This window comes from Variovorax sp. FG153 (genome assembly GCF_057809595.1).
Window position 1 is genome coordinate 39,542 of record NZ_JBMDKG010000008.1, and the last position, 24,394, is coordinate 63,935.

Below are 24,394 nucleotides of genomic sequence, written 5' to 3' on the forward strand. Positions count from 1 at the left end.
ATAGGAGCGGGCCGCGAAGCCTGCTGGCGCCTTCAGGACAGCCCTGGAGCCGCCGGCACGGCCGGTGCCTGGGCCAGCGCGTGGCGCATCTTCTCGGGGTCCACGCGCTCGATGTAGCGCGGGATGTTGCGCCACAGCGTGTGGTAGCCGTAGCCGCCGCGCAGCATCTCCTGGCGCGCGGCCTCCTTGTCCCAGCCCTGCAGCGCCATGCGGTAGACGGCGGAGACGACACCGGTGCGGTCGGCGCCGTGCATGCAGTGGATCAGCACCGGCCCGTCGTGCTCGGCCGCGAGGATCGCGCGCAGCGCGCGCTGCACCTTCGCGTCGTCGATGTCCCAGGTGTTGATCGGCACGCGCACCAGCCGGATGCCGCTGCCCGCGAACACCTTGCGGTCGTCGTTGAAGGAACGCAGGCTGACCACGGTGCGGATGCCGAGCGACTGCAGCGCCGCCACGTCCTTCGCGCGCGGCTGGGCGCTGCGGTAGAGCGTGGGCGTGAGGCGGTGCAGGTTCTCCACGCCCAGCGCATCGAGCGGATCGGCCCAGTGGTCGGGCCGCTCCACGGGCGCGGCCTGCGCCTCGCGCTGCGCCCGGCGGGCCTCGCGCATGCGGCGCACGATGTTCGCGCGGCTCATCGGCGCGGCCAGTGCCGGCGCACCAGGATCAGCGCGGCGACCGCGAGGCCGCCCCAGTAATCGACCGGCGCGCCCCACATCCAGTGCTTGTGCCAGAAGGCCTTGGTGGGGTTGAAGTTGTCCCAGCCGAAGGCCGGGTTGATGAGGAACCAGAGGAAGTCCTCGCAGACCCAGAACACGATCAGGCCCGCGAGCGCGAGGCCCCAGTCGCGCAGCTTCCAGCGGCCCGAGAAGGCCAGCGGCGAGAAGAACACCAGCGCCATGAAGGTGAAGACCCAGGCGTGGTAGCCGGTCATCGCGCGGCCGCCCCAGAAGATGTCGAGCCAGATGCTGTTCTCGATGCGCCAGGTCGGCAGCGAGGTGGCCCAGCCGGCGCCGCCCTCGATCTGGATCTCGGCATTGGCGAAGAAGAAGGCCATGGTGACGACCCAGAGCAGGTACACCAGGGTGCGGCCCACGGTGGGCTTGTCTTCGTTTCTCCAGCTCATGCCGAGGGCCCCAGCACGCGATCGAGCACCGCGCGCGCGGCCCGTGGCTTGCCCAGCGCCTTGCTGCGCTGGGCCATGTGGGCGAGCTTGGCCGGATCGGCCATCAGCCGCGCGACCTTGTACTCGAGGCCGATGGCATCGTAGGCAAGCCAGCCCGCGCCTTCCTCCATCAGGAAGCCGGCGTTGTGCTCCTCCTGGCCGGGGATCGGCGAGATCAGCAGCATGGGCTTGCCGAGCGCGAGGCATTCGGAGACCGTGAGGCCGCCGGGCTTGGTGACGACGAGGTCGGACGCGGCCATGAGCTTGTGCATCTCGTTGGTGAAACCGACGGCCACCACGCGGCCCGGATGGCGCGCCGCGAGGGCCTGCAGCCGGCCGTGCATCTCGGCATTGCGGCCGGCCACGGCGATCACCTGGGAGCGGCCGCCGGGTTCGTCTCCGGCCCCGAGCGCGAGCACGCGCTCGACCATGCTCGAGAGATCGCCCACGCCGGCGCCGCCCGAGACCATCAGCAGCACGGGCCGCGCGGGATCGAGGCCGAGCGCGGCGGCGCAGGCGTCGCGTTCCAGCGCATCGGGTTCGGAGAAGGCGGGCATGACGGGAATGCCGGTGACGTGGATGCGCTCGGGCGGAATGCCGCGCGCGCGCAGCCGGAACGCGACCTCCTCGGTGGCCGCGAGGTAGCCGGTCATGCCCGGCACCAGCCACATGTTGTGCAGGTCGTAGTCGGTGACCTGCAGCCACACCGGATACTCGATGCGCCCGCGGTTGCGCTCGCGCATCAGCAGCTCGGCCGGCAGGAAGTGGGTGCAGATCACCGCATCGGGCTTCTCGCGCCGGATCTCGCGCACCAGCGCGACGGTGCTCAGCCGCTCAATGCCGCGGCGCATGCGCTGCGAGGGCGCGTGGTGCGGCGTGACGTCGGTGCGCTGGTGCAGGTACGACCAGAGCTCGGGCGCGCGGTTCACGAGCTGGATGTACCAGTCGGTGTAGACCTTGCGAAAGCCCGCGGGCACGTGGGCCATGGCGTCGATGTGGACCGCCGGGCAGGGCGGGCTGAGGGTTTGGGCGGTGGCGGCAAGGGCCTGGGCGGCCCGCACGTGGCCGTTGCCCGCGCTCACGCTGAGGATCAGGAGTTTGGTCATGTGTTCGGCGGTCTGCGCGGATTATGGCGAGGGCTTGTGGCAGTGCGGAATCGGGGGCCGGGGCGCCGGGGTGGGCTCACGCCGACGGTGTGCTCCCCTCCGCGAATGTCCCCCGCCCTTCGGGCTCCTCCTTGATTTCGCTGCGGGGAGCACACCATCGACGTGAGCCTGGACACCGCGGTAGAACCGGCCGCACAACCCGAGCGCGTCTCGTGCACAGGGCAGTGGGTGCTTCCCGCAGCGAAATAAAGGAGGAGCCGAAGGCGGGGGACATTCGCGGAGGGAAGTACCCGCTGTCCTGTGCACGCGCCCCCGCCCCAAACAAGCCGATCAGAGCGGCGCCCGAGAAGTAACCAACCGCCCCACCCCAGAAGCGGCAAGTCCACGGATCCCTTCGAAGCTGCTCTCCCGAACGATCCGCCCGTTCTCATACACGGTCTCGAGCAGATCCACCTGCCCAGGCTCCAGAACTTGCTCGGCACGTTGCGTACGCACTTCGCCATCGGCGGAAGCCGCCAGCACCAGCCGCCCCTTCTTCGAGGTCTTGCTCGTGTCGCCCACGGGCGCCTTGTAGACGTCGCGCCATTCGCCGTCGACCTGCATTGCCGAGCACTTCATCGCCCATTGCATGGTGTCGCGGTTCACCTGCTGCAGCAGCCCGCCGCCCATGCCGAAGGCGATGTTCTCGGCCGAGAAGCCGTTGTGGAAGAAGTTCGAGAGGCACAGCCGCAATGAATCGAGCGTCACCCCGTCGCCCTGGATGATGCGCACGTTGTTCAGCACCCGGAAGCCCTTGGCATTGGTGGTCGTGCCGAAGCGCTCGGCCAGGATCTGCGCCACCTTCAGCGTCGTCTCGGCCGGATCGCCCGAATCGGGGCGCACCACCAGCGTCGCGCCCGAGCGGATCACCTGCTCCCGCAGTGCATCGCCCCACAGGCGGGCGCAGGCGTTGAAGATGTCGTAGCTGTCGCTCACCACCGCGAAGATCGCGCCCGGCTTGCCGAACTGCGCCACCATGTTGCGGTAGGCATCGGCCTCGTGCTCGCGGCCCCAGCCCGTGATGGTGCTGTGCTCGGCCGCGGGGATCGAGAAGCCCGCCACGTCGCAGTCGTAGTAGCGGCGCGCGGCCAACAACGCGCTCAGCGTGTCGGTGCCCATGAAGTTGACCAGGTGCGCCATGCCGCCGAGCGCGGCCGCTTCGAGACTCGAGACCCCGCGCGCGCCGAAGTCGTGCAGCTTGAACGCGATCTGGCCCTGCGGATCGTCGCAGGTGGCCTCGAGGTAGCGCAGCAGGGTGGTCTTGGCCGCGGCCGAGACCGTGGCCACGGTGGTCGGGTACCAGATCGCGCGCAGAAGTTCGGTCTCGAGGAAGCTCGTGACCCAGAAGAACTCGGGGTCGGTGTTCTCGATCGTCGCGAGCACGTTGTGCACCGGCAGCACGCTGCCCTCGGGCACCGCGCGGATGCGCACCGGCATCAGCCCGCCGTGCTTCTCGATCAGCCGCAGCCAGCCTTCGCGGTTGAAGGGCTCGCCGTGCACCGCCATCAGCGCGGCGGCTTCGTCCACGTCGTCGCGCGTCACCGGTGTCTGCAGATATTCGCGCAGATAGGCCTGCAGTCCGAAGAACAGCGAATGGCTGAAGAGCCCGCCGCGCGACTCGATGTAGCTGAACACCGTCTGCGTGCCCGGCGGGTATTGCATCCAGTGCGACACCTTGTAGGAGTCGGTGCGCAGCAGCAGGTTGCTGCCGAGGGAGGGAGAGAGCGTGCGGTTCATGTGAAAGCTCCTTTCACGGTGGCACCCGTCAACCGGGGCCGTTCTTGCCGACAAGGCTTGGGCCAGGTTCTCTCAGGACTTGCCCAGGCCACCCAGGAAATGATTGGCGATGAAGAAGTGGTCTTCGTAGACCCGCTCCTGCATGCCGAGGAATTCGGCGATCGGCACCCAGCGCACCGCGGCCGCGTCGTCGTCGGCGCGCACGTCCGACAGGCCCGCCCACTGGTTGTGCGCGAGCTCGAAGAAGAAGCCGTGCGTGATGGTGCGGCCGCGCTGCGAGCGCTCGGGCGCGTCGAACACGTGGCTGCCCTTCATGCTGCCGTGGAGCACGGGCACCGGCACCTTGAGACGGGTTTCCTCCTTGAGTTCGCGCACCGCGGCATCGAGCAGCCGCTCCTGCTGGCCCACGAAGCCGCCGGGCAGCGCCCAGGTGCCGCGCCCCGGATGGAACTTGCGCTGCACCATCAGGATGTGGCCGGCCTCGACCACCACCGCGTCGACCGTGGTGTAGATCGGCGGGAAGTCGCTGCCCGCGTAGCGGTACTTGTCGCGGTAGTCGGCGAGGAAGGCGCGCTCCTCGCAGAGCTCGGCATAGTCGGCCGTCGAGGTAAAGCGTTCGAGAAAGGCCGCGCTGCCCTCGGGCAGATCGGCGCGCGCGAGCTGGCCGCGGTTCTCGGGATCGAAGTAGAGGTTTCGCACGTCGGTGGCGTTGAGGCTCTCGACGTTGTGCTGGCCCACGAACTCCCAGTGCGGGAACAGCTTGAGGTAGTAGCTGGAGGCGTCCTTGAGGTGCCCCACCAGCGCGACCCTGGCCTGCGCGGGCGCGAGGCCGTCCTGCAGGATCAGCCGCTCGACCGCCGACTGGATCGACGCGATCCACAGCTGGTCGTTGTAGGGCGAATCGCCGACGCCGACCACGCTCACGCGCATCTGGTCGCCGCCGCGCAGACAGGCGCGCACCATGCGTTCGCGTTCGTCGAAGGTGAAGGGGTTCTTGACGCTGCGCGGCGTGCGGTCGGAGCCGACCACCACGATCACGCGATCGGCCGCGCGGGCGGCTTCCTCGATGAGTCTCTGGTGACCGAAGTGGACGGGCTGGAAGCGCCCGATGACGATGGCGTAGTGGTACTTGCGTGCGGTGCTCATTTGGGAATCCCCCAAAAAGGGCGCGATCAACTCGCGCTTGCCGCCACGATAGCACCGGCCTCGCATGCGGCGCAAGCCGGACAAAAGGCTTACGCCCTGCGCGCTGGCGATAATCGGCCATGCCCGCGCCTCCTTCCTCCAACGGTCCGTCCTCCTTTCGCCGCGCACCCGCGCCGCAGTCCGCGCAGGCCCCGGCCGACGGCCCCATGCGGCTCAACAAGCGCATGGCCGAACTCAAGATCTGCTCGCGCCGCGAGGCCGACGAATGGATCGCCAACGGCTGGGTCAAGGTCAACGGCAAGCCGGCCGAGATGGGCGTCAAGGTCACGCCCGCCGACCGCATCGAGATCGACAAGGCGGCCAAGGGCCAGCAGGCCAACCAGGTCACCATCCTGATCAACAAGCCCATCGGCTACGTCAGCAGCCAGGCCGAGGACGGCCACGAGCCCGCGGTCACGCTGTTCACGCCCGCCAACCGCTGGGCCGAGGACAACGCGCGCTTCTTCTTCAACCCGCAGCAGCTGCGCGGCCTCGCGCCCTGCGGCCGGCTCGACATCGATTCCATCGGCCTGCTGGTGATGACGCAGGACGGCCGCGTCGCGCGCCAGCTGATCGGCGAGGACTCGACGATGGAGAAGGAGTACCTGGTGCGCGTGGCCTACCACGGCCTGGGCCAGCCCGCGCCCACGGGCCAGCTGGTGCGCATGGACGACGACGACCCGGTCACGACCAACGTGCAGGCCGTGTTCCCGCCCGCCATGCTCGCCAAGCTGCGCCACGGCCTGAGCCTCGACGGCCAGGCGCTCAAGCCCGCGCGCGTCGAATGGCAGAACCCCGAGCAGCTGCGCTTCGTGCTGACCGAAGGCAAGAAGCGCCAGATCCGCCGCATGTGCGAGCTGGTCGGCCTCAAGGTGGTGGGGCTCAAGCGTGTGCGCATCGGCAAGGTCATGCTCGGCAACCTGCCGCTGGGTCAATGGCGCTACCTGGCACCGCACGAGAAGTTCTGAGCCTGCGCGCGCTGAACCGCGCCACGCTGGCGCGGCAGATGCTGCTGGCGCGCCAGCGCCTGCCGGTCGCGCAGGCCATCGAGCGCCTCGCGGGACTGCAGGCGCAGGCACCCAATCCGCCCTACGTCGGCCTCTGGAGCCGGCTCGAGGATTTTCCGCGCGAAGCCTTGACCGAGGCGCTGCGCCGGCGCCGCGTGGTGCGGCTGTCGATGATGCGCGCGACCCTGCACCTGGTGAGCGCGCGCGATGCGCTGGCCTGGCGGCCGTTGCTCGATGCGGCGCACCAGCGCGGCCTGCTGGGCAACCACAAGCGCGCGCTCGAAGGCGTCGACCGCGCCGAGGCGCTGGCCCTGGGCCGCGCACTGCTCGACGAGCGCGCACGCACCAGCACCGAGCTCGGCCAGGCCTTGCTCGAACGCTGGCCCCGCAGCGAGCCGGCCTCGCTCGCCGGGCTGATCCGCAACAACCTGCCGCTGGTGCACCTGCCGCCCGCGGGCAGCTGGAATTCGCACCAGAACGCGCTGCTGCAGCGGCTCGGCACCTGGCTCGGCAAGGACGAAGAAGAGCAGGGCGCTGCCACGCAGGACGACCTGCTGCTGCGCTACCTCGCCGCCTTCGGCCCCGCGACCCTGGCCGATGCGGGCGCGTGGTCGGGCCTCACGGGCTGGAAGGCCGTGGCCGAGCGGCTCGGTACGCGGTTGCGCCGCTTCGAGGGCCCGCAGGGCGAAACGCTGTTCGACCTGCCGCGCGCGCCGCGTCCCGACGAAGCCACGCCCGCGCCGCCGCGCCTGCTCGCCGAGTGGGACAGCCTGCTGCTCGCGCACGAGGACCGCGGCCGCGTGCTCGACGAGGCGCATCGCCCGCGCGTGTTCACCATCAACGGCATCGTGCGCGGCACGGTGCTGATCGACGGCTTCGTCGCCGGCACCTGGAAGATCGAGCGCGCGAAGGGCGCCGCCACCGCCGTGCTCGAACCCTTCGCGCGCTGGCCCGAGGCCGGGCGCGAGGGCGCCGAGCAGGAGGCGCTGCGCCTTCTGGCCTTCGCCGCCGACGCGCCCGGCGAACGCCATGCGGTGCGCGTCGCGCGGCCCGCTGCCTGAGCGGCGCCTGACCCCACGGCGCGCCTGGCGCCTAAGCACCGTCTAAGTATTCGCCCCTAGTCTGCGCCACGGCGCAGGCACTACCGATCATCCCGTTCGCGTGCTACCTTGCGGCCCGGACCCGACGCCCCCTGGCGCACGGCCGCGCCGCGAGGCGGTGCGGCGCTTTCTGCGTGAATTGAGGAGTCGCTGCGATGCGCGTTCTGCTGGTGGAAGACGATGAAATGATCGGGCGCAGCCTGAAACAGGCGCTCGAGGGCGCGGGCTGGTCGGCCGACTGGGTGCGCGACGGCGAGCTCGCGCAGAGCGCGCTCGGCGACGGCGGCTACACCTGCGTGCTGCTCGACCTGGGCCTGCCGCGTCAGGATGGCACCGAAGTCCTGCGCCGCGCGCGCGAGCGCGGCGATGCCACGCCGGTGCTGGTGCTCACGGCGCGCGACGGCCTCGACGACCGCATTCACAGTCTCGACCTCGGCGCCGACGACTACCTGCTCAAGCCCTTCGAATTTCGCGAATTGCTCGCGCGCATGCGCGCCATCGTGCGCCGCCGCGACGGCGCCGCGCATTCGCTGGTGGGCAGCGGCGCGCTGCAGCTCGACCTCACGACGCGCGAGGTGGTGGTCAACGGCAACCGCGAGGCGCTGACCGCGCGCGAGTTCGCGCTGCTGCATGCGCTGCTCGAACGCCCGGGCGCGATCCTCTCGCGCGAGCAGCTCGAGAACCGCATCTACGGCTGGGGCGAGGAGGTCACGAGCAACGCGATCGACGTGCTGATCCACGGCATGCGCCGCAAGCTCGGCGCCGAGTCGATCCGCAACGTGCGCGGGCTCGGCTGGCGCGTCGCCGCGTGAGCGCCGGCAAGGGTGGCTGGCGCCGGCCGCGCTCGCTGCGCACCCAGCTGCTGCTGTGGCTCATCACGCTGCACCTCGCGGCAGCGGTGCTCACGGCCTGGTTCTCGTTCCTGGCCTACGGCAACCTGGTGCACAACGCGCTCGACGACCAGATGCGGCTGGTGGCCGAGTCGTACGCGGGCGGCGACCAGTCGCGCACGCCGCGCCTCGTGAACAGCGACGCCGTGCTCGAGCGCGGCGCCTTCGTGGTGCAGATCTGGAGCCCCGACGGCAGCCGGCTGCTCAGCAGCTCCTGGCCCGACCTGCCGATGCCGCTGCAGCCGCGCCCTGGCTTCGGCGACCTGCGCACCGGGCCGCAGGCCTGGGCCCACTGGCGTGCCTTCACCGCCGAGCCCGGCACGCATGCCGACCAGCGGCGCGTGCAGGTGCTGCAGAACGAGGACTACCGGCGCCGGCGCGCCCTGCGCCGCGCGCTGCTCGAGGGCCTGCCGATCACGCTGCTGCTGCCGGTGGCGCTGCTCGCGCTGTGGCTGATCGTCTCGGCCGCCTCGCGCTCGCTGCGCGCGGTGGCGCGCGACGTGGCCTCGCAGGACGAGCGCAGTCCCACCGACCTGCCGCTGGCGCGCGTGCCCGACGAGATCGCGCCGCTGGTGGCCTCCTTCAACCACCTGCTGGGCCGCGTGCGCAGCGCCTTCGCCACGCAACGCCGCTTCGTGCAGGACGCAGCGCACGAGCTGCGCACGCCGATGGCCGCGATCGGCCTGCAGATCGAGAACCTGCGCGCCCACATCCCGGCCGGCGAGGCCACCGAGCGCTTCGTGCAGCTCGAGGCCGGCGTGACGCGCGCGCAGCACCTGATCGAGCAGCTGCTGAGCCTCTCGCGCCAGGACGCGCCGCGCCGCGCGATGGCGCGCGAGGCGGTCGACATCGAGGTGCTGCTGCGCGAGAGCGTGAGCCAGCTCATGGTGCTGGCCGATGCGCGCCAGGTCGACGTGGGCTTCGAGGGCAGCATCGCGCCCGTGGTGTTCGCGCCCGCGGCCGAGCTGCGCAGCGTGTTCGACAACCTGATCGACAACGCGCTGCGTTATGCGCCCGAAGGCGGCGTGGTCGACGTGAAGCTGCACGCGGTCGATGGCCATGGCGTGGTGGACGTGCTCGACAACGGGCCCGGCATTCCGGCCGATGCGATGGCGCGCGTGTTCGACCGCTTCTTCCGCGTGCCGGGCGCTGCCGCCGGCGGCAGCGGGCTGGGGCTCGCGATCGCGCGCACCGCGGCCGAGCGCAACGGGCTGCGCATCGAGCTCAGCAACCGCGAGCACGGGCGCGGCCTGCGCGCGCGCGTGCACCTGCCGGCCGAGCCCGAGGCGGCGGCGAAGGCGTAGCGAGGCCCTCACGCGGCGCGAAGTTTTTGCTCAGTGCCCGCTGAGACTCCAGGCCTAGAGTGATCTCCAGGGCCGAGGGGCCGCATGTCGCGGCCGTCGCGAGCCCGCATTCAAGGAGTTCGCCATGCAGATCGCATTCCTCTCTTCGCGCCGGTTCGCCCTCATCGCGGGCGCGATGGTGGCGCTGGCCCCGATGGTGGCCGCGCAGGCCGACGAGGCCGACGGTTCGGAGCACGCGTTGCAGTTCCAGTCGCAGCGCTCGCGTGCCGACTTCGCGCGCGATGCCGCCCAGGCCTCGCAGACCGCGACCGCCTCGCCGATGCTGTCTCAGGAGACCGCGCCGCCGATGGAGCGCGCGCAGCCGGGGCTCACGCGCGAGAGCGTCAGCGCGCTCGCGGCGCAGGCCGAGCGCGAGGGGCGCATTCCCTATGGCGAGCTCGGTGCCGCCGGCGAATGAATGCCTTCGTGCCCAGTGCGGCGCGCGCTGTAGGAAATTCGGTCAACGTCGGCGAAGAAGTCTTCAACGCCCGCTAAGGCCCTCGTAACTCTTTACTCACGCTGCCCTCAGTCGGCCTGCATAGAGTGCGTTCAGGCCTGCCGCGCGCCCATCGGCGCCGGCACGAGGCCGGGGACAACTGTGACCAGGAGAACACGCATGCGCACTTCCTTCAAGCTTCTCGCCGTCGCCTCCTTCGCCGCGCTCGCGGCGACGGGCGCGATCACCGCATCGGCCCAGGAAAAGATGGACGGTTCGGACTACCACCCGCTGCAGATGAATTCGCCCGCCAGCGCCGAGATCCAGGCCGCGGCCATGGCCGCCGCGCGCCCGAGCGGCACCGAGTCCATCGGCCAGTCGACCAGCGCGCCCGCGATGAATTCGGTGACGCCGGTGTCGGACATCCAGGCCGGCGCCTACGCGGCCTCGCATCCGAGCGGCACCGAGTCGATCGGCCAGTCGACCTCGGCGCCGCTGGTGAAGTCGGCCACCGGCAGCTGAGCGACCGGCGCGTCGGCACGACGAAAAAAGGGGGGAGGCAGCGATGCCTCCCCCCTTTTTTCGTTTGCGCGCCGCGCGTCGTTCAGAGCGCGCTGTCGCTGCCGCTTCCGCTGCCACCGTTGCCGCGCAGCCGCAGACCGCGGTAGATCAGCGCGCCGATCACGGCACCCGCGATCGGCGCCACCCAGAACAGCCACAGCTGCTCGATCGCGTAGCTCGGGCCGAACAGCGCCACGCCGGTGCTGCGCGCCGGGTTCACCGAGGTGTTGGTGACGGGGATCGAGATCAGGTGGATCAGCGTGAGGCACAGGCCGATGGTCAGGCCCGCGAAGTTCTGCGCCGCGCGGCGGCCGGTGGCGCCGAGGATCACGACCAGGAACACGGCCGTGAGCACCACCTCGATCAGCAGCGCCGACACCAGGTTGTAGCCGCCCGGCGAATGCTCGCCGTAGCCGTTGGTGGCGAAGCCGCCGAGCTGCGCGCCGGCCTTGCCGCTGGCGACCAGGTAGAGCAGGCCGCCGGCGGCGATCGCGCCCAGCAGCTGCGCCACGATGTAGGCCGCGAGCTGCGCCGGATTGAAGCGCCCGGCCGCGGCGAGGCCGATCGAGACCGCGGGGTTGAAGTGGCCGCCCGAGATCGGGCCGAGCGCATAGGCGCCGGTCAGCACGGTGAGGCCGAAGGCCAGCGCGACGCCCGCGAAGCCGATGCCCAGTTCCGGGAAGCCCGCGGCGAGCACCGCGCTGCCGCAGCCGCCGAAGGTGAGCCAGAAGGTGCCGATGAATTCGGCGGCCCATTTCTGCGGTGCACTGAAGTCCCTGCGTTCCATGTTCGATGTCCTCTCTCTGATGTTCTCGATGTCAACGAAAACGCCGGGAAGGCCCGGCGCGCGCGGATTCTGAAACGGGAAACGAAGGGGAAACGTTCGGGCGCCCGCACGGGGCCGGGAAAGCCGGGCAACTCTTCACGAAAACGCCGCGCTTTTCCGTGCCGCGCGGCGGTCGGCGCGGGCTCAGAGGGTCACGACGATCTTGCCGAAGGCGCCGCGCGCGAGGTGGTCGAGCGCCTGCGGCAGCGCATCGAAGCCGTAACTGGCGGCGATCGCGGGGCGCAGGCCGTTGGCGTCGACGGCGCGCACGAGGTCCTCGAGCGCGCGCCGGTGGCCCACGCCGATGCCCTGCACCGTGACGCGGCCGAACACCAGGCCGTAGAAGGAGGCGTCGAGCGTGGTGCCCTCGAGCATGCCGATGACCGACACCCGCGCGCCCTGGGCGGCGGCCTGCAGCGAGCGGTCGAGGTTGGGGCCGCTCGCGAGCTCGAGCACGTGCTCGGCGCCGCGCCCGCCGGTCAGGCGCCGCACCTCGGCGGGCCAGTCGCTGTCGCGCGCCAGCATATGGCTGGCGCCGAGGGCGCGCGCGGCCTCATGCTTGTCGGCACTGCCCGAGACCACGATGGCCCGCGCCCCATGCAGCCGCGCGATCTGCAGCCCGAACAGCGCCACACCGCCGGTGCCGTGGATCAGCACCGTCTGGCCCGCGCGCAGCGCGCCGAGCTCGGCCAGCGCGAACCAGGCCGTGAGCCCGGCGCAGGGCAGGGTGCTGGCCTCGGCCAGCGAGAGCGTGGCGGGCGCGGCCACCGCTGCCTCGGCGTCGATGAGCACGTGCGAGGCCAGCATGCCCGGCCCGGGGCCTCCCGCGGGCACGGCATGGGCGGGCCAGTGGTGGTCGATCCAGCCGTTCCAGAAGGTGTTGATCACGCGGTCGCCGGGCGCGAAGCGGCGCACGCCGTCGCCGACCGCCTCGACCGTGCCCGCCATGTCCGAGCCCGGCGTGAACGGCAGCGCGAGCGGCATGCCCATGCCGTCCTCGGTCATCAGCAGGTCGCGGTAGTTGAGCGCGACCGCGCCGACGCGCACCAGGATCTGGCCGGGGCCCGGCGCGGGCAGCGCTGCCTGCACCTGTTCGAGATGGGTGCGGCCGTAGGCGGGAAGTTGCCAGCGGCGCAGGGTGGTTTCGGGCATGAGGGGCCTCCGTGAAAAGAAGAAGGCCTCATGCTATTGACGCTCGATAGGCATCGGTGGTGGATAATTTTCCCAAATTTGTTGCCTGAAATTCGCCAATGAGCCAACGCCTGCAAGGCATCGAGGAATTCGTCGCCGCCGTCGAGGCCGGCAGCTTCGCGCTCGCCGCGCAGCGCCTGCACGTCACGCGCTCGGCGGTCGCCAAGAGCATCGCGCGGCTCGAGGCGCGGCTGCACACGCGGCTGTTCCTGCGCACCACGCGCAGCCAGAGCCTCACCGAGGAAGGCCATGGCTACTACGAGCGCTGCCGCAATGCGCTGGCCGAGCTCGAGGCGGCCGAGGCCCTCGCCGATGCGGCGCGCAGCACGGCCTCGGGCGTGGTGCGGCTCAGCATGCCGGCCATGCTCGGGCGGCTCAAGGTCGGGCCGCTGCTGCTGGCACTGGCGCGCCGTCATCCGCAGCTCTCGCTCGAACTCGCGTTCAGCGACCGGCGCGTCGACCTCGCGGAGGAGGGGCTCGATCTCGCGATCCGCAGCGGCGATCTCGGCGACAGCGCGGCGCTGATCGCGCGGCCCGTGGGCACGCAGTGGATGGTGCTGTGCGCCGCGCCGTCCTACCTGGCCGAGCGCGGGCATCCCGAAGGCATCGAGGACCTGAAGCCGCCGCACGAGGCGGTGCTCTACGCGCGCGACGGCGAGGCCTCGGCCTGGCGCTTCCACACCGGCGATCGCCTCGCCGAGATCCTGCTGCCCTCGCGGCTGCGCTGCGACAGCGCCGAGGTGCTGCTCGAGGCGGCCATCGGCGGCATGGGGCTCGCGCGGCTGCCGGCCTGGCTCGCGGCCGAGGCGCTGGCGGCCGGCACGCTGGTGCGCGTGTTCGAGGAGCCGCGGCCCTTCGGCTTCGCGCTGCACGTGATCCGCGCGCGCAGCCGCTACCTGCCGCTGAAGACGCGCGTGGTGATCGACTGGCTGGCCGAGCATCTTCCGCCGTTGCTGGCAACCGACTGAACCCTGTCGGCGCCCGCGCGCGCCGGCGCTATCCTGACCTCGAGGAGACCCACGATGCACTTGCTCGCCTTCACCCGCACATTCGCCGCGCTCGGCGCGGCCGCCACCCTGCTCGCCTTCGCGCCGCATGCGGCAGCGCAGGGCACGGTCAACGCGCTGTGCAGCACCGACGCCGGCTGGTGCGAGGCCGCGGCCGCCGCCTTCACGCGCGAGACCGGCATCAAGGTGCTGCAGGCCCACAAGGGCACGGGCGAGATCGGCGCCCAGCTGCGCGCCGAGGCCGCCAATCCCAAGACCGACCTCTGGTGGGGCGGCACCGGAGACCCCTTCCTGCAGGCGGCCGAGCAGGGCCTGCTCGAGCCCTACCGCCCGGCCTACATCAACGACCTGCACGACTGGGCCGTGCGCCAGTACGCGCTGTCGCAGAACATGGTCGGCGGCTTCTACACCAGCGCGATGGGCTTCGGCTTCAACACCGAGCTGCTGAAGAAAAAGAAGCTGCCCGAGCCGCACTGCTGGGCCGACCTCGTGAAGCCAGGCTACAAGGGCGAGATCGAGATCTCGCACCCGGCCACCAGCGGCACGGCCTACACCATCATCGCGGGCCTGGTGCAGCAGATGGGCGAGGAGGCCGCCTTCGACTACCTGAAGAAGCTGCATCGCAACGTCACCAGCTACACGCGCAGCGGCCAGGCCCAGGCGCCCAACGTCGCCAAGGGCGAGGTCGCGGTCGGCGTGAGCTTCATCTTCGGCTTCGAGCGCTGGCGCCACGACGGCTTTCCGGTCAAGACCGCCGCGCCCTGCGAGGGCACGGGCTACGAGATCGGCGGCATCGCGCTGGTGAAGGGCGCGCGCAACAAGGAGAACGCGAAGCGCTACTACGACTGGCTCATGAGCCCTGCGGGCCAGTCCATCGGCGCCAAGGCCGGCAGCCTGCAGTCGCCGGCCAACAAGACCTTCAAGCCCGATCCGCGCATTCCCTCGATGGACGGCGTGAAGCTCATCAAGTACGACTTCCAGAAGTACGGCCAGGCGGCCGAGCGCAAGCGGCTGATCGACCGCTGGACGCGCGAGGTCGAGGCGCTGCCGCGCTGAAGCGCGGGCCCGCGGGCTTCTTCTCCCTGCCGCCGGTAGGGTGTTGTTTTTGCACGAGGCTGTCCCCATTTGCAAAAGTTGGCGAGCCGGCCGTCCTCTGCGGACGGGCCGACTTAGAATTTTTGGGCTTCGATCCTTATCTCACCCATGGCTGACTCCTCCAACACCAAACTCCCGTTCCAGGCCGAAGTCGCGCAACTGCTGCACCTCGTCACGCATGCGCTGTACTCGAACAAGGAAATCTTCCTGCGCGAGCTGATCTCGAATGCATCGGACGCCTGCGACAAGCTGCGCTTCGAGGCCATCGACCATCCCGAGCTCTACGAAGGCCAGTCCGAGCTCGACGTGCGCATCAGCTTCGACAAGGCCGCGCGCACCATCACCATCGCCGACAAGGGCATCGGCCTGTCGCGCCAGGAGGCGATCGACAACCTCGGCACCATCGCCAAGAGCGGCACCAAGGACTTCGTGAGCAAGCTCAGCGGCGACCAGAAGGCCGACGCGCAGCTCATCGGCCAGTTCGGCGTGGGCTTCTACTCGGGCTTCATCGTGGCCGACCGCATCACCGTCGAGTCGCGCCGCGCGGGCCTGCCCGCCGAGCAGGGCGTGCGCTGGGCCAGCGGCGGCGCCGGCGACTTCGAGGTGGCCGACATCGTGCGTGCCGAACGCGGCACCAGCATCACGCTGCACCTGCGCGAGGATGCCGACGAATACCTCAACGCCTGGAAGCTCAAGCAGATCGTCGGCAAGTACTCCGACCACATCTCGCTGCCGATCCTCATGGAGAAGGAGGAGTGGAAGGAAGGCGAGAACGACCAGCCCGGCGACATGGTGAAGACCGGCGAATGGGAAACGGTCAACAAGGCCAACGCGCTGTGGAGCCGTCCCAAGAAGGACGTCACGACCGAGCAGTACGAAGAGTTCTACAAGAGCATCAGCCACGACTTCGAGGCGCCGCTGGCCTGGAGCCACAACCGCGTCGAGGGCAGCACCGAGTACACGCAGCTGCTCTACATCCCCGCCAAGGCGCCGTTCGACCTCTGGAACCGCGAGAAGAGCGCGGGCGTCAAGCTCTACGTGAAGCGCGTCTTCATCATGGACGACGCCGAGGCGCTGATGCCCAGCTACCTGCGCTTCGTCAAGGGCGTGATCGACTCGGCCGACCTGCCGCTCAACGTGAGCCGCGAGCTGCTGCAGGAAAGCCGCGACGTGAAGGCGATCCGCGAAGGCAGCACCAAGCGCGTGCTCGGCATGCTCGAGGACCTGGCCAGGAAGCAGAAGACCGGACCCGAGAGCGGCGAGGGCCGCATCGACGTGGGCTCGGGCGAATCGGTGCCCACGCCCGAGCCGACCGAGGCCGTGACGGACGTGGTCGACAAGAACGCGCCGACCGCGGCCGAGACCGCCGCCGCGGCGGCCGACGACGCGGGCAAGTACGCCAGGTTCTACGCCGAGTTCGGCGCCGTGCTCAAGGAAGGCCTGGGCGAGGACTTCGGCAACCGCGAGCGCATCGCCAAGCTGCTGCGCTACGCCTCGACCACCACCGATGCCGTGAGCGTGAGCTTCGCCGACTACAAGGCGCGCATGAAGGACGGCCAGGACGCGATCTACTACATCACGGCCGACACGCTGGCCGCCGCCAAGAACAGCCCGCAGCTCGAGGTCTTCAAGAAGAAGGGCATCGAGGTGCTGCTGATGACGGACCGCGTCGACGAGTGGGCGCTCAACTACCTCAACGAGTTCGACGGCACGCCGCTGCAAAGCGTGGCCAAGGGCGCGGTCGACCTCGGCAAGCTGCAGGACGAGGACGAGAAGAAGGCAGCCGAGGAGGCCGCCGAGTCGTTCAAGCCGCTGCTCGAGAAGCTCAAGGAAGCGCTCAAGGACAAGGCCGAGGACGTGCGCGTCACCACGCGCCTGGTCGACTCGCCGGCCTGCCTCGTGGTGCAGGACGGCGGCATGAGCACGCAGCTCGCGCGCATGCTCAAGCAGGCCGGCCAGCCCGCGCCCGAGCTCAAGCCGGTGCTCGAGGTCAATGCCGAGCACGCGCTGGTCAGGAAGCTCGAGGGCTCGGCCCACTTCGACGACCTCGCGAACATCCTGTTCGACCAGGCGCTGCTCGCCGAGGGCGGCCTGCCGGCCGATCCCGCGGCCTACGTGCGGCGCGTGAACGCGCTCCTGGTGTGAACACGCGGCCGCGCACCCGCATCGCGGCCGCCGGCCTTCCGGCCGGCGTGCTGCTCGCTCTGCTGGTGAGCGGCTGCTCGCACTACCGCATCGGCATTCCGATCGCGCCCGGCCTCGCGATCGGCCTGGGCGCCACCAAGGACGGCAACTTCTCGGTCGGCCTCAACACCGGCTTCGGCCCGCTCGGCGCGGGCGTCGCGGTGCACAACAGCGGCGTGGTCGCTGGCTCGGTCGGCATGGGCGCGGGCATCGGCCCCGCCGGTGTCGGCGTGGGCCAGAGCGTGGTGCTGCACGATCCCAACGCGGGCCAGGCCAATGCCCTGCCCACCGCGCCCGTGACCAGCATGAGCGCGGGCGTCGGTGGCGCCGGGCTCGGCATGGGCGTGACGAAGACGCTGCCGCCGGGCGATGGCTCGCAGCCCGCGGCCGAGCCGCTGCCCTTGCCCTCGACCGCCACCGCGTCGACGGCCCTGCCTGCCGCCGCCTCGGTGCCGGCCGTGCGCGGCCGTGGCAACGGCGTGGTCGTTCGCCGCGGCACCGGCGGCGCATCCTCCGCGGCGGCGCCGCCGGTGCGCATCGTCCACAGGCCGCCCGAGGCCGTGGCGTCCGCGCCCGCGGCCTCGGGCGCCGGCCCGGCGCGCGAGATCGTCCCCGCGCTCGGTTCCCCGGCCAACCCGATCGCGCCCTGAAGCGATGGCATCGAACGCGGCACGCACGGCATCGGCGCGGTCCGCGGAATCGACGGCGATCGACCCATGCCGCCGCCGCGCGGCCCTCGCGATCGGCCTCGCGCCCGCCTGGCTGCTGGCCGGCGTGCCCGCCACCGCGCATGCCCAGCGCGAATTCCCCGAGCGGCCGATCCGCTGGATCGTGCCCTACCCCGCCGGCGGCGGCTCCGACTTCCTCACGCGCATCGTCGGCCACCAGCTCGCGATCGACACCGGCCAGCCGGTGGTGGTCGAGAACCGCACCGGCGGCAACACCGCGCTCGGCGCCGCCGAGATCCTGCGCGCGCCGGCCGACGGCTACACCGTGCTGTCGGCCGACAACGGCACGCTGGTCTTCAACCCGCTGCTCTACCGCAACCTCGGCTACAACCCGCAGCGCGACTTCGCGCCGGTCACGCTGCTCGGCCGCTTCCCGATGGTGCTGCTGGTCGGCCCCGCGAGCGGCGTGCGCGACGCGCGCGCCTTCCTCGAGGACGCGCGCGCCTACCCCGGCAAGCTCAGCTTCGCCTCGGCCGGCACCGGCAGTCCGCACCATCTCGCGATGGAGCTGCTCGAGCGGCAGGCCGGCCTGCGCATGCAGCATGTGCCCTACCGCGGCGCCGCGAACGCGGTGGCCGATCTCGCCGGCGGCCAGCTGCAGACCATGATGTGCGACCTCGCCGCGGCGCTGGGCTTCATCCGCAGCGGCCGCGTGCGCGCGCTCGCGGTCGCCGACAGCGTGCGCCTGCCGCAGCTGCCCGGGGTGCCGACCTTCGCCGAGCTCGGCATCGCGGGCGTCGAGGCCGCGGCGCTGGTCGGCGTGGTGGCCTCGGTGCGCACGCCGGCCGAGCTGGTGGCGCGGCTGCAGCAGGCGATCGCGAGCGCGATCCACAACCCCGCGGTGCATCGCCGGCTCGCGGCCTACGGCATCGAGCCGGTGGGCGGCACGCCGGCGCAATTCGCCACGCTGTTGCATCAGGAATCCGAGCGCTGGGACGGCCTGATCCGCGAGCTCAACCTGACGCTCGACTGAACCGCCCGCGTACTTTGCGTGCCGTTCACGCACGGCGCGCGCTTTACGCGGCCTTTGCATGAACTTTGCGCGCGCGGGACGCGCGGCTCACCGCCCGCTAAGAGTGCGGTCCTAGATTGGCGCCTCCACCTCAGCCACCGGCCGGCGAGGCGGCCCGCAGGGCCTCCGGCACCGACCGTCCCACGCCATGCCAGCACGCCGGTTCCACCAGGTCATCTTCGCGGACGATCTCTTCCGCTCGCCCGCCAACGGGCTCAACCACTTCCCCGCCAACCGCCGTTTCCTCAAGGGCTTCTTCGGCTCGGCGCTCGGGCGGCTCGGCCTGCCGATGCGCGAGATCGCGCCACGCTCGCACGGCGGCGCGATCGACGTGGCGCGCGCGATGGCGCTCCTGGGCCTGCCGGCCACGCCGGCGGGCTGGGCCCGCGCCTGCATCGCCGACCTCGCGCCGCTGCGGGAGCTCGAGGGCTGGCCCGCCTTCGGCCCCGGCTGCCTGGTGATCGGCTGGGGCCTGACGCCCGCGCTGCAGCACGCGATCGACCGCGGCGGCGCGAGCTACCTCGACATCGAGATCGACCCGCGCCGCTTCACCGAGCACCTGCACTTCTGCGCGCGCACCAACGACGCGCGCATCCGTGCCGCGCTCGAGGCCCGCGCCATCGGCGAGGAGCTGTTCTGGAACCACGCGGCCTCGCTGCAGGGCTTCTTCGCGCGCCGCGGCACGGGCGCGCTGTTCGATCCGCGCCTGCGCGTGGGCGTGTTCTTCGGCCAGAGCCTGGTCGACCTGTCGCTGGTGAGCGGCGGGCGCAGCCAGCATCCGTCGGCCGTGATCGGCGCGCTGCGCACGCTGGCGCAGGAGGTCGACCTGCTGGTGGTGAAACCGCATCCCTACGAGCCCGCGCTGCACGACCTCGCGCCGATCGCGCGCGCCATTCCCAACGTCGCCTGGACGCGCGAGAACAGCTATGCGCTGCTGTCGGCCGACAACGTGCGCTTCGTCGCCGGGCTGTCGTCGAGCGTGCTGACCGAGGCGCGCTACTTCCTCAAGCCCACGCGCGCGCTGATCCGTGCCGACCGCAACGCGCCCGAATGCCTGCCCGCGGGCTGCTCGCCGTGGATGCCGGTGGGACCGGAGCTCGGCTCGCTCGACTTCGTGCTGGAGGCCTGCCAGGCGCCCGAGTCGCAGGGGCTGATCGCGGCATCGACCGGCGATGCCGGCGCCTGGCCCGCGGATGCGATCGAACGCGCCTTCTCCACGCGCTGGGGCCTCGACGACGACAGCCCGGGCCTGCAGCCGCTGCCCGAGCTCGTGCTCGGCCGCGACTACGCCTTCCGCACCGGCAATCCGGCCACGGCCTGGCTGGCCCATGGCTGGGCGGCACCCGACGACGTCGACACCTGGAGCGAAGGCGCGCTGGCCTGCCTGGCGATCCCGCTGCCGCCCGCGGCCGTGTTCGCGCACCCGCTGCAGGCGCCGGCGCAGCGCTTGCGCGTGCGCATCGACTACCGCTGCGAAGCCAAGGGCACGCGCGTGGTGGCGCTGCTCGACGGCGCGATGCTGCCGGGCCAGCGCACGACGGGCGCATGGCGGCGCAGCCTGGTGTTCGAGCTCGTGCCCTCGCCGCAGCGCAAGTGCCTGGTGCTGCAGTTCTTCGTCGGCGAGGCGGCCGGCGCGGAGGTGGCCGACGGCACGCAGGCGCCGGTGGTGCGCTCGGGCTTCACCTTGCGCCGGCTGCGCGTGTCGATGAACGCGACCGGCACGGGCGGGGTCGCGGCGCTGCCGCAGCCCGAGGCCTCGACGGCGGCGCCCGGTCGCGTGCTCGACCGGATGCTGCGCGTCTTCCTTCAGTCCGGCCGGCGCGCGGCAGGCTAGGAGTCTGCGCGGGCCGGGGCGGCCTGCGTGGCCAGCTCCAGCAGCAGCTGGCGCCACGGCTGCAGCCGCTCGAGCGCCGCTTCACGGCCCTGCGCGGCGGTGGCCTCGGTGCGCGCGCCCAGCTCGCGCGCCGCGGCCGCCACGTCGTTCGCGAACGCGGCCGCATCGCCGCGCCACACCACCGTGCGGTGATGCAGCCCGAGTTGCGCGGCGCGCTCGGCATTGCTCGCCTGCTCGGGCTGGTCGGTCAACAGCAGCAGGATCGGCTTGCGGTAGACCTGGGCCACCGACAGCGCCGCCATGCCCGGGGCCGAGACGATGAAGGCGCTGCGCGCCGCGCTGTCGATCCAGTGCGCGTCCTGCGGCTGCCAGCCGGCGCGCCCGGCATAGCCCTCGCCCACGCAATGCGCGTTCAGGCCCGCGGCGGCCAGGCCGCGTTCGAGGCCGTCGGCCAGCGCCGTGTCCCTGAAGTGCGGGTTGAGGTAGACCGCGGCTCGCGGGGCAACGGGCCCGGCCTCCTCGCCCGAGGCCACGGCCACCGGCGTCGAGAGCCGGTGCGTGCCATGGCCCTCGTGCGCCGGCGCTCCCTGCGCGAAGTCGTGCGCGATGCGCGCGCGGCTGCGCCCGATCTGCCAGGCCACGATGCGGCCGAAGGCGCGCGCCGTCCAGCCCGGCAGCCGGCCGCTGAAGTTGCCTTCGAGCGCGCGTCGCAGGCTCGCGCCGTACACGTGCACCACCTTGTGCCGCCACGGCGGCAGCGCGCCCATGAACAGCAGCGCGGGATGAAAGGAGTCGTTGACCACCAGGTCGGCATCGCGCAGCCGGCCGTGCAGCCGCACGATGTCGCGCAGCATGCGGCCGGGCCGGAACACGTAGTGCGCCACGTTGCGGTCGGTCTCGCGGCGCAGCATGTTCTGCCGCGCGTCGAACTGCACCGCGTAGTGGCGCGAGAGCACGGGCGCCTCGATGCCGAAGCCGGCGAGGAAGAGCGCGCCCTCGTCGGAGGTGGTCAGCACCTGCACCTGCGCGCCGGCCGCGCGCAGCGCGTGCGCGAGCAGCTGCGAGCGCATCAGGTGGCCGCGCGCGTCCGCGGTCGCGAGGTAGAGGATGCGCGGCATGGCTCAGCCGACGCTCAACCCGCGTGCGGCGCGAGCCGCAGCGCCGCGCCCGCGCACCACATGCCGAGCGCGCCCGTGACGCCGAAGCCGCGCTCGATGGCGCGCACCTCGTCCATCAGCCGCGCGAGCCGCGCGCGCTCGTGCGGCGCCACGCAGCGCCGCAGCGTGTGGCTGCACAGCCGCACATGGCGCTGCTCGTCGGCCCACACGCGCGCGAGCAGCGGATGCAGCGCATGCGCGGGCCCGATCAGCGCGCAGTGGCGCTCGAGGATGCGCGAGGCCATCTGCTCGGCCGCGAGGCCGATCGCATAGGCCGGCACCAGTCCGCCATGCGCGAAATGCGGCGCGTGGCGCCGGATCAGCGCCTGCCAGCGCGCGAGCTTGCGCCGGCTGAACCAGTCGGGCCGCGGCTGCTCGCCATCGAGGGCACCGGCCCGTGCGCGCCCGCCGCGTTCGGCGATGGCCTCGGCGAACAGCCGCGCATGCAGCTGCTCGTCGGCCAGGTGCTGGTCGAGCTGGCGCGCGAGCCAGTCGGGCGCGGCGGCGCGCAGTTCGCGCTGCAGCGCCTGCTCCGACGATTCCTCGCCCACGAGGTAGAAGCGCAGCAGCAGCGCCTCGCCCGCGCGGCTGGCATGCAGTTGCCGCAGCGCGGCGCGCTTCACGCGGTGCACCAGCGCGGCCTGCAGCGCGGGCCAGCCGCGCAGCGATGGCGGCGCGAGGCTCTCGAAGCCCGGGGCTTCGGTCTCGGCCTGCGCGTACGGCTCAGCGGCCATTCGGCCGCGCCTTCGCGTCCAGTGCCACGGGCTGCAACTGCTGTTGCTGCCAGCCGAGCACCAGCCCCAGGAAGCTGCCCTGCAGGAAACCGCGCGCCGTGGCGTCGGCGCCCGCGAACTCGCGCTGCTGCCCGTCGTAGCGCACGAAGCCCTTGCCGCCGGCGGCACCGATCGCGAGCGTCTCGTTCTTGCGGAAGCCGCGCTGCAGCAGCGGCTGCAGCAGCGACTGCGATTCGAGCCCGTAGAGGAACAGGTCGCGCTGCACCACCTGGCGCGGGATCCGGCCGCTGAGCGCCTGCAGCTCGAGCGACCAGTTGCCCTCGCGCATCGCCTCGGCCAGCGGCTGGTTGCGCGTCGTGGCGAAGCGCGTGCGCGCCACCCACTTGACGGCCTTCGACACGCCGAGCCCGACCGTGATGTCGGCGTCGCGCGCGGCGCTCTCGCGGTTGTCGCGCACCTGCACCAGCTCGTCGGCCAGGCGCGCCGTCAGCGAGGGCCTGGCGAGCGCCTCCATGACCTGCGCGCTGCTGAACAGCACGCGCTCGCCGCCGGCCTCGCCGACCACGAGCTGCCAGGGATCGATGCGGATCTCGGAGAACTCGCCGCGCACCGGCGCATGCGCATGGCTGCTGAACGACCAGTCGTTGCCCGAGCGGCTCAGCAACGCATGGAAGCTCAGCGGCACGCGCTGGCCGTCGGCCGTGCGGCCCGAACCCTGCAGCACCACGTCGCCGACGATGCGCTTGCTGTCGTAGCCGAAGCCATTCGAGAAGCGCAGCGTGTGCGTCGCCTCGTCGAGCGTGGCGCGCGTGTGCTCGTCGTCGAGCGCGAGCCGGTTGCAGTCCTCGCCGCCGTTGGCGAGAGGGCAGCCGCTGCCCGAGCGGAAGGCGAAGACGCCGCGGCCCGAGAACTCGGCCGAGGCCGCGAGTCCGGGGGCGAGCAGCGCGAGGGCGGCGAGAACGAGCATGCGTGCCATGGTCGCGGGCCTCAGGGGCGGTGGTATGACAGCGCCTGCGCATCGGCATGCGCGCGGCCCGTGGTGTGCAGGCCGATGCCGCGCGCGAAGGCGCCGAGCATGTCGACGGCCGAGAAGCCCAGGATCAGCAGCACGCCGAGCGCCCAGCGCGCGCCGCGCAGCGGCGGCAGGTCCTGCCGGTTGAGCGCGCGCAGGCTGAAGCCCAGCCGCGTGACGAGCACGCACAGCGGGCCGATCGGACCGCTCTTCGCGAGCCATTGCCAGCGCGGCGAGACGTAGCTGCGCAGCAGGTGCGGCGTGAGCGAATACGTGTCCTGCCCGCGCATCCAGCGCAGCTTGAGCGCCTCGCGCCGCGTGTCGGGCAGGCGGTGCTCGGTGTGGGCGCGCGCCGCGTAGTGCAGCGGGATGCCGGCCGCGCGCAGCCGCATGCCGAGCACCTGGCAGTGGGCGCGGTACACGCCGTCGAGCGCCTGGTAGCCGTGGGTGTCGAAGACCTCGCGCCGGAACGCCACGTTGTTCGCGTAGAAGTTGCTCGTCGCGCCCGCGTGCTCGTTCGGGAAGTACATGAAGTCGATGGTGGTGAGCGCGGTGCCCACCACGTTGGCCGCGTAGCTGGTGCGGCCCGCCACCACGGCCGGCGCGTCGGCGCGCGCGAAGGGCGCGAGCAGCTCGCGCAGCCAGTCCTCGTCGGGCAGGCAGTCGGCATCGGCGAACACCACCCAGTCGCAGCGCGCCGCGTCGGTGGCCGCGAAGCCGGTGTTCTTGGCGTCGTAGTAGCCGGTGCTGGCGTCGATGCGCACGAAGTCCACGGGCCGCTGGGCCAGTCGCTGCACTTGCTCGCAGGTGGCGGCATCGAGGCCGTCGTGCGTGATGACCACCTGGGCCAGCGTGGACAGCGGCTGCTTCTGACGCGCGAGCAGCGCGATGAGCCGCTGCAGGCTGGCGGCGGCCCTGGCCTGCGCATCGGCGCCGCCGCGCAGGTTGTTGGTCTCGAGGACCAGCGCGGTGCGTGCCGCCACGCGCGCGATGGCGCCGTCCGTTCCGGGAGGAACCGCAGGAGTGGATTGCATCCCGCCTTTATCGC

Annotated in this window: 23 protein-coding genes; 12 read left to right on the top strand and 11 right to left on the bottom strand. The window is 71.6% G+C overall.

Features of this window, described 5'->3' with window-relative positions:
• Positions 1–32: 32 nt before the first annotated feature.
• The 5 genes from ACODT0_RS11780 to ACODT0_RS11800 all read right to left on the bottom strand — a co-directional run bounded on the left by ACODT0_RS11780 (position 33) and on the right by ACODT0_RS11800 (position 5,190).
• The gene (locus ACODT0_RS11780) at positions 33–635 is read right to left on the bottom strand and encodes a dual specificity protein phosphatase family protein (protein ID WP_489041357.1); all 603 of its coding nucleotides are present in this window, start codon (positions 633–635) and stop codon (positions 33–35) included.
• Positions 632–1,123 carry a hypothetical protein gene (locus ACODT0_RS11785; protein WP_057593557.1) on the bottom strand — a complete coding sequence of 164 codons (492 nt, stop codon included), beginning with the start codon at positions 1,121–1,123 and terminating at the stop codon, positions 632–634. The genes ACODT0_RS11780 and ACODT0_RS11785 overlap by 4 nt, the downstream gene beginning before the upstream one ends.
• The gene (locus ACODT0_RS11790; RefSeq protein ID WP_057593556.1) at positions 1,120–2,268 is read right to left on the bottom strand and encodes an MGDG synthase family glycosyltransferase; all 1,149 of its coding nucleotides are present in this window, start codon (positions 2,266–2,268) and stop codon (positions 1,120–1,122) included. Before ACODT0_RS11790 ends, ACODT0_RS11785 begins: the two co-directional genes overlap by 4 nt.
• Before the next feature lie 330 nt (positions 2,269–2,598).
• The gene (locus ACODT0_RS11795) at positions 2,599–4,044 is read right to left on the bottom strand and encodes a nicotinate phosphoribosyltransferase (protein ID WP_489041358.1); all 1,446 of its coding nucleotides are present in this window, start codon (positions 4,042–4,044) and stop codon (positions 2,599–2,601) included.
• A gap of 72 nt (positions 4,045–4,116) precedes the next feature.
• Positions 4,117–5,190: a bifunctional nicotinamide-nucleotide adenylyltransferase/Nudix hydroxylase gene (locus ACODT0_RS11800; protein WP_261215180.1), complete on the bottom strand. Its 1,074-nt coding sequence runs from the start codon at positions 5,188–5,190 to the stop codon at positions 4,117–4,119.
• Between the two features lie 206 nt (positions 5,191–5,396).
• On the opposite strand from ACODT0_RS11800, the gene ACODT0_RS11805 reads away from it, so the two are divergent.
• From ACODT0_RS11805 to ACODT0_RS11830, 6 genes are all read left to right on the top strand, one after another.
• Complete coding sequence (locus ACODT0_RS11805; protein WP_057593553.1) at positions 5,397–6,197, top strand: pseudouridine synthase; 801 nt, start codon at positions 5,397–5,399, stop codon at positions 6,195–6,197.
• The gene (locus tag ACODT0_RS11810) at positions 6,164–7,297 is read left to right on the top strand and encodes a winged helix DNA-binding domain-containing protein (protein ID WP_489041359.1); all 1,134 of its coding nucleotides are present in this window, start codon (positions 6,164–6,166) and stop codon (positions 7,295–7,297) included. The genes ACODT0_RS11805 and ACODT0_RS11810 overlap by 34 nt, the downstream gene beginning before the upstream one ends.
• A 194-nt stretch (positions 7,298–7,491) precedes the next feature.
• Positions 7,492–8,148 (top strand): response regulator, encoded by a 657-nt coding sequence (locus tag ACODT0_RS11815; RefSeq protein WP_057593551.1) that lies wholly within the window; start codon positions 7,492–7,494, stop codon positions 8,146–8,148.
• A complete protein-coding gene (locus tag ACODT0_RS11820; protein WP_057593550.1) occupies positions 8,145–9,530 on the top strand; it encodes a sensor histidine kinase in 1,386 nt (461 codons plus the stop codon). The genes ACODT0_RS11815 and ACODT0_RS11820 overlap by 4 nt, the downstream gene beginning before the upstream one ends.
• 124 nt (positions 9,531–9,654) lie before the next feature.
• A complete protein-coding gene (locus ACODT0_RS11825; RefSeq protein ID WP_261215183.1) occupies positions 9,655–9,987 on the top strand; it encodes a hypothetical protein in 333 nt (110 codons plus the stop codon).
• 198 nt (positions 9,988–10,185) lie between these two features.
• Entirely contained in the window at positions 10,186–10,527 is a 342-nt protein-coding gene (locus tag ACODT0_RS11830; RefSeq protein ID WP_057593548.1) for a hypothetical protein, read from the top strand.
• A gap of 82 nt (positions 10,528–10,609) precedes the next feature.
• Here ACODT0_RS11830 and aqpZ read toward each other — a convergent pair whose 3' ends face one another.
• Together aqpZ and ACODT0_RS11840 are read right to left on the bottom strand one after the other, a co-directional pair.
• The gene (aqpZ, locus tag ACODT0_RS11835) at positions 10,610–11,353 is read right to left on the bottom strand and encodes an aquaporin Z (protein ID WP_261215185.1); all 744 of its coding nucleotides are present in this window, start codon (positions 11,351–11,353) and stop codon (positions 10,610–10,612) included.
• A 183-nt stretch (positions 11,354–11,536) separates the two neighbouring features.
• Positions 11,537–12,544 (bottom strand): zinc-dependent alcohol dehydrogenase family protein, encoded by a 1,008-nt coding sequence (locus tag ACODT0_RS11840; protein WP_489041360.1) that lies wholly within the window; start codon positions 12,542–12,544, stop codon positions 11,537–11,539.
• Positions 12,545–12,642: 98 nt separating this feature from the next.
• Between ACODT0_RS11840 and ACODT0_RS11845 the strand changes: the two genes are divergently transcribed.
• The 6 genes from ACODT0_RS11845 (at position 12,643) to ACODT0_RS11870 (ending at position 20,443) form a co-directional block, all read left to right on the top strand.
• On the top strand, positions 12,643–13,551 hold the full coding sequence (locus ACODT0_RS11845) for a LysR family transcriptional regulator (protein ID WP_057593545.1): 909 nt from the start codon (positions 12,643–12,645) through the stop codon (positions 13,549–13,551).
• Between the two features lie 54 nt (positions 13,552–13,605).
• Positions 13,606–14,646 carry an ABC transporter substrate-binding protein gene (locus tag ACODT0_RS11850; protein WP_489041361.1) on the top strand — a complete coding sequence of 347 codons (1,041 nt, stop codon included), beginning with the start codon at positions 13,606–13,608 and terminating at the stop codon, positions 14,644–14,646.
• Between the two features lie 147 nt (positions 14,647–14,793).
• Entirely contained in the window at positions 14,794–16,830 is a 2,037-nt protein-coding gene (gene htpG, locus ACODT0_RS11855; protein WP_057593543.1) for a molecular chaperone HtpG, read from the top strand.
• Entirely contained in the window at positions 16,827–17,519 is a 693-nt protein-coding gene (locus tag ACODT0_RS11860; protein ID WP_489041362.1) for a hypothetical protein, read from the top strand. Before htpG ends, ACODT0_RS11860 begins: the two co-directional genes overlap by 4 nt.
• Before the next feature lie 4 nt (positions 17,520–17,523).
• Complete coding sequence (locus ACODT0_RS11865) at positions 17,524–18,570, top strand: Bug family tripartite tricarboxylate transporter substrate binding protein (RefSeq protein WP_479671384.1); 1,047 nt, start codon at positions 17,524–17,526, stop codon at positions 18,568–18,570.
• Between the two features lie 187 nt (positions 18,571–18,757).
• A complete protein-coding gene (locus tag ACODT0_RS11870; protein ID WP_489041363.1) occupies positions 18,758–20,443 on the top strand; it encodes a hypothetical protein in 1,686 nt (561 codons plus the stop codon).
• Here the strand turns inward: ACODT0_RS11870 and ACODT0_RS11875 are convergent.
• The 4 genes from ACODT0_RS11875 to ACODT0_RS11890 are packed head-to-tail and all read right to left on the bottom strand — an operon-like array spanning position 20,440 to position 24,380.
• Complete coding sequence (locus ACODT0_RS11875; protein WP_489041364.1) at positions 20,440–21,561, bottom strand: glycosyltransferase family protein; 1,122 nt, start codon at positions 21,559–21,561, stop codon at positions 20,440–20,442. The genes ACODT0_RS11870 and ACODT0_RS11875 overlap by 4 nt on opposite strands.
• Before the next feature lie 14 nt (positions 21,562–21,575).
• Entirely contained in the window at positions 21,576–22,334 is a 759-nt protein-coding gene (locus ACODT0_RS11880; protein WP_057595137.1) for a hypothetical protein, read from the bottom strand.
• Positions 22,324–23,310 carry a hypothetical protein gene (locus ACODT0_RS11885; RefSeq protein ID WP_057595136.1) on the bottom strand — a complete coding sequence of 329 codons (987 nt, stop codon included), beginning with the start codon at positions 23,308–23,310 and terminating at the stop codon, positions 22,324–22,326. Before ACODT0_RS11885 ends, ACODT0_RS11880 begins: the two co-directional genes overlap by 11 nt.
• A gap of 11 nt (positions 23,311–23,321) precedes the next feature.
• Positions 23,322–24,380 (bottom strand): glycosyltransferase family 2 protein, encoded by a 1,059-nt coding sequence (locus ACODT0_RS11890; RefSeq protein ID WP_489041366.1) that lies wholly within the window; start codon positions 24,378–24,380, stop codon positions 23,322–23,324.
• Positions 24,381–24,394 lie beyond the last annotated feature (14 nt).

Excerpts from the sequence above, each read along its gene's own strand:
- ACODT0_RS11790 (WP_057593556.1), bottom strand. The coding sequence starts at position 2,268 with ATGACCAAACTCCTGATCCTCAGCGTGAGCGCGGGCAACGGCCACGTG.
- ACODT0_RS11865 (WP_479671384.1), top strand. The coding sequence starts at position 17,524 with ATGGCATCGAACGCGGCACGCACGGCATCGGCGCGGTCCGCGGAATCG.
- ACODT0_RS11830 (WP_057593548.1), top strand. The coding sequence starts at position 10,186 with ATGCGCACTTCCTTCAAGCTTCTCGCCGTCGCCTCCTTCGCCGCGCTC.
- ACODT0_RS11805 (WP_057593553.1), top strand. The coding sequence starts at position 5,397 with ATGCGGCTCAACAAGCGCATGGCCGAACTCAAGATCTGCTCGCGCCGC.
- ACODT0_RS11885 (WP_057595136.1), bottom strand. The coding sequence starts at position 23,310 with ATGGCACGCATGCTCGTTCTCGCCGCCCTCGCGCTGCTCGCCCCCGGA.
- ACODT0_RS11815 (WP_057593551.1), top strand. The coding sequence starts at position 7,492 with ATGCGCGTTCTGCTGGTGGAAGACGATGAAATGATCGGGCGCAGCCTG.
- ACODT0_RS11785 (WP_057593557.1), bottom strand. The coding sequence starts at position 1,123 with ATGAGCTGGAGAAACGAAGACAAGCCCACCGTGGGCCGCACCCTGGTG.
- ACODT0_RS11870 (WP_489041363.1), top strand. The coding sequence starts at position 18,758 with ATGCCAGCACGCCGGTTCCACCAGGTCATCTTCGCGGACGATCTCTTC.
- ACODT0_RS11845 (WP_057593545.1), top strand. The coding sequence starts at position 12,643 with ATGAGCCAACGCCTGCAAGGCATCGAGGAATTCGTCGCCGCCGTCGAG.
- ACODT0_RS11875 (WP_489041364.1), bottom strand. The coding sequence starts at position 21,561 with ATGCCGCGCATCCTCTACCTCGCGACCGCGGACGCGCGCGGCCACCTG.
- ACODT0_RS11780 (WP_489041357.1), bottom strand. The coding sequence starts at position 635 with ATGAGCCGCGCGAACATCGTGCGCCGCATGCGCGAGGCCCGCCGGGCG.
- ACODT0_RS11800 (WP_261215180.1), bottom strand. The coding sequence starts at position 5,190 with ATGAGCACCGCACGCAAGTACCACTACGCCATCGTCATCGGGCGCTTC.
- ACODT0_RS11840 (WP_489041360.1), bottom strand. The coding sequence starts at position 12,544 with ATGCCCGAAACCACCCTGCGCCGCTGGCAACTTCCCGCCTACGGCCGC.
- aqpZ (WP_261215185.1), bottom strand. The coding sequence starts at position 11,353 with ATGGAACGCAGGGACTTCAGTGCACCGCAGAAATGGGCCGCCGAATTC.
- ACODT0_RS11880 (WP_057595137.1), bottom strand. The coding sequence starts at position 22,334 with ATGGCCGCTGAGCCGTACGCGCAGGCCGAGACCGAAGCCCCGGGCTTC.
- ACODT0_RS11825 (WP_261215183.1), top strand. The coding sequence starts at position 9,655 with ATGCAGATCGCATTCCTCTCTTCGCGCCGGTTCGCCCTCATCGCGGGC.
- ACODT0_RS11795 (WP_489041358.1), bottom strand. The coding sequence starts at position 4,044 with ATGAACCGCACGCTCTCTCCCTCCCTCGGCAGCAACCTGCTGCTGCGC.
- ACODT0_RS11810 (WP_489041359.1), top strand. The coding sequence starts at position 6,164 with ATGGCGCTACCTGGCACCGCACGAGAAGTTCTGAGCCTGCGCGCGCTG.
- ACODT0_RS11850 (WP_489041361.1), top strand. The coding sequence starts at position 13,606 with ATGCACTTGCTCGCCTTCACCCGCACATTCGCCGCGCTCGGCGCGGCC.
- ACODT0_RS11890 (WP_489041366.1), bottom strand. The coding sequence starts at position 24,380 with ATGCAATCCACTCCTGCGGTTCCTCCCGGAACGGACGGCGCCATCGCG.
- htpG (WP_057593543.1), top strand. The coding sequence starts at position 14,794 with ATGGCTGACTCCTCCAACACCAAACTCCCGTTCCAGGCCGAAGTCGCG.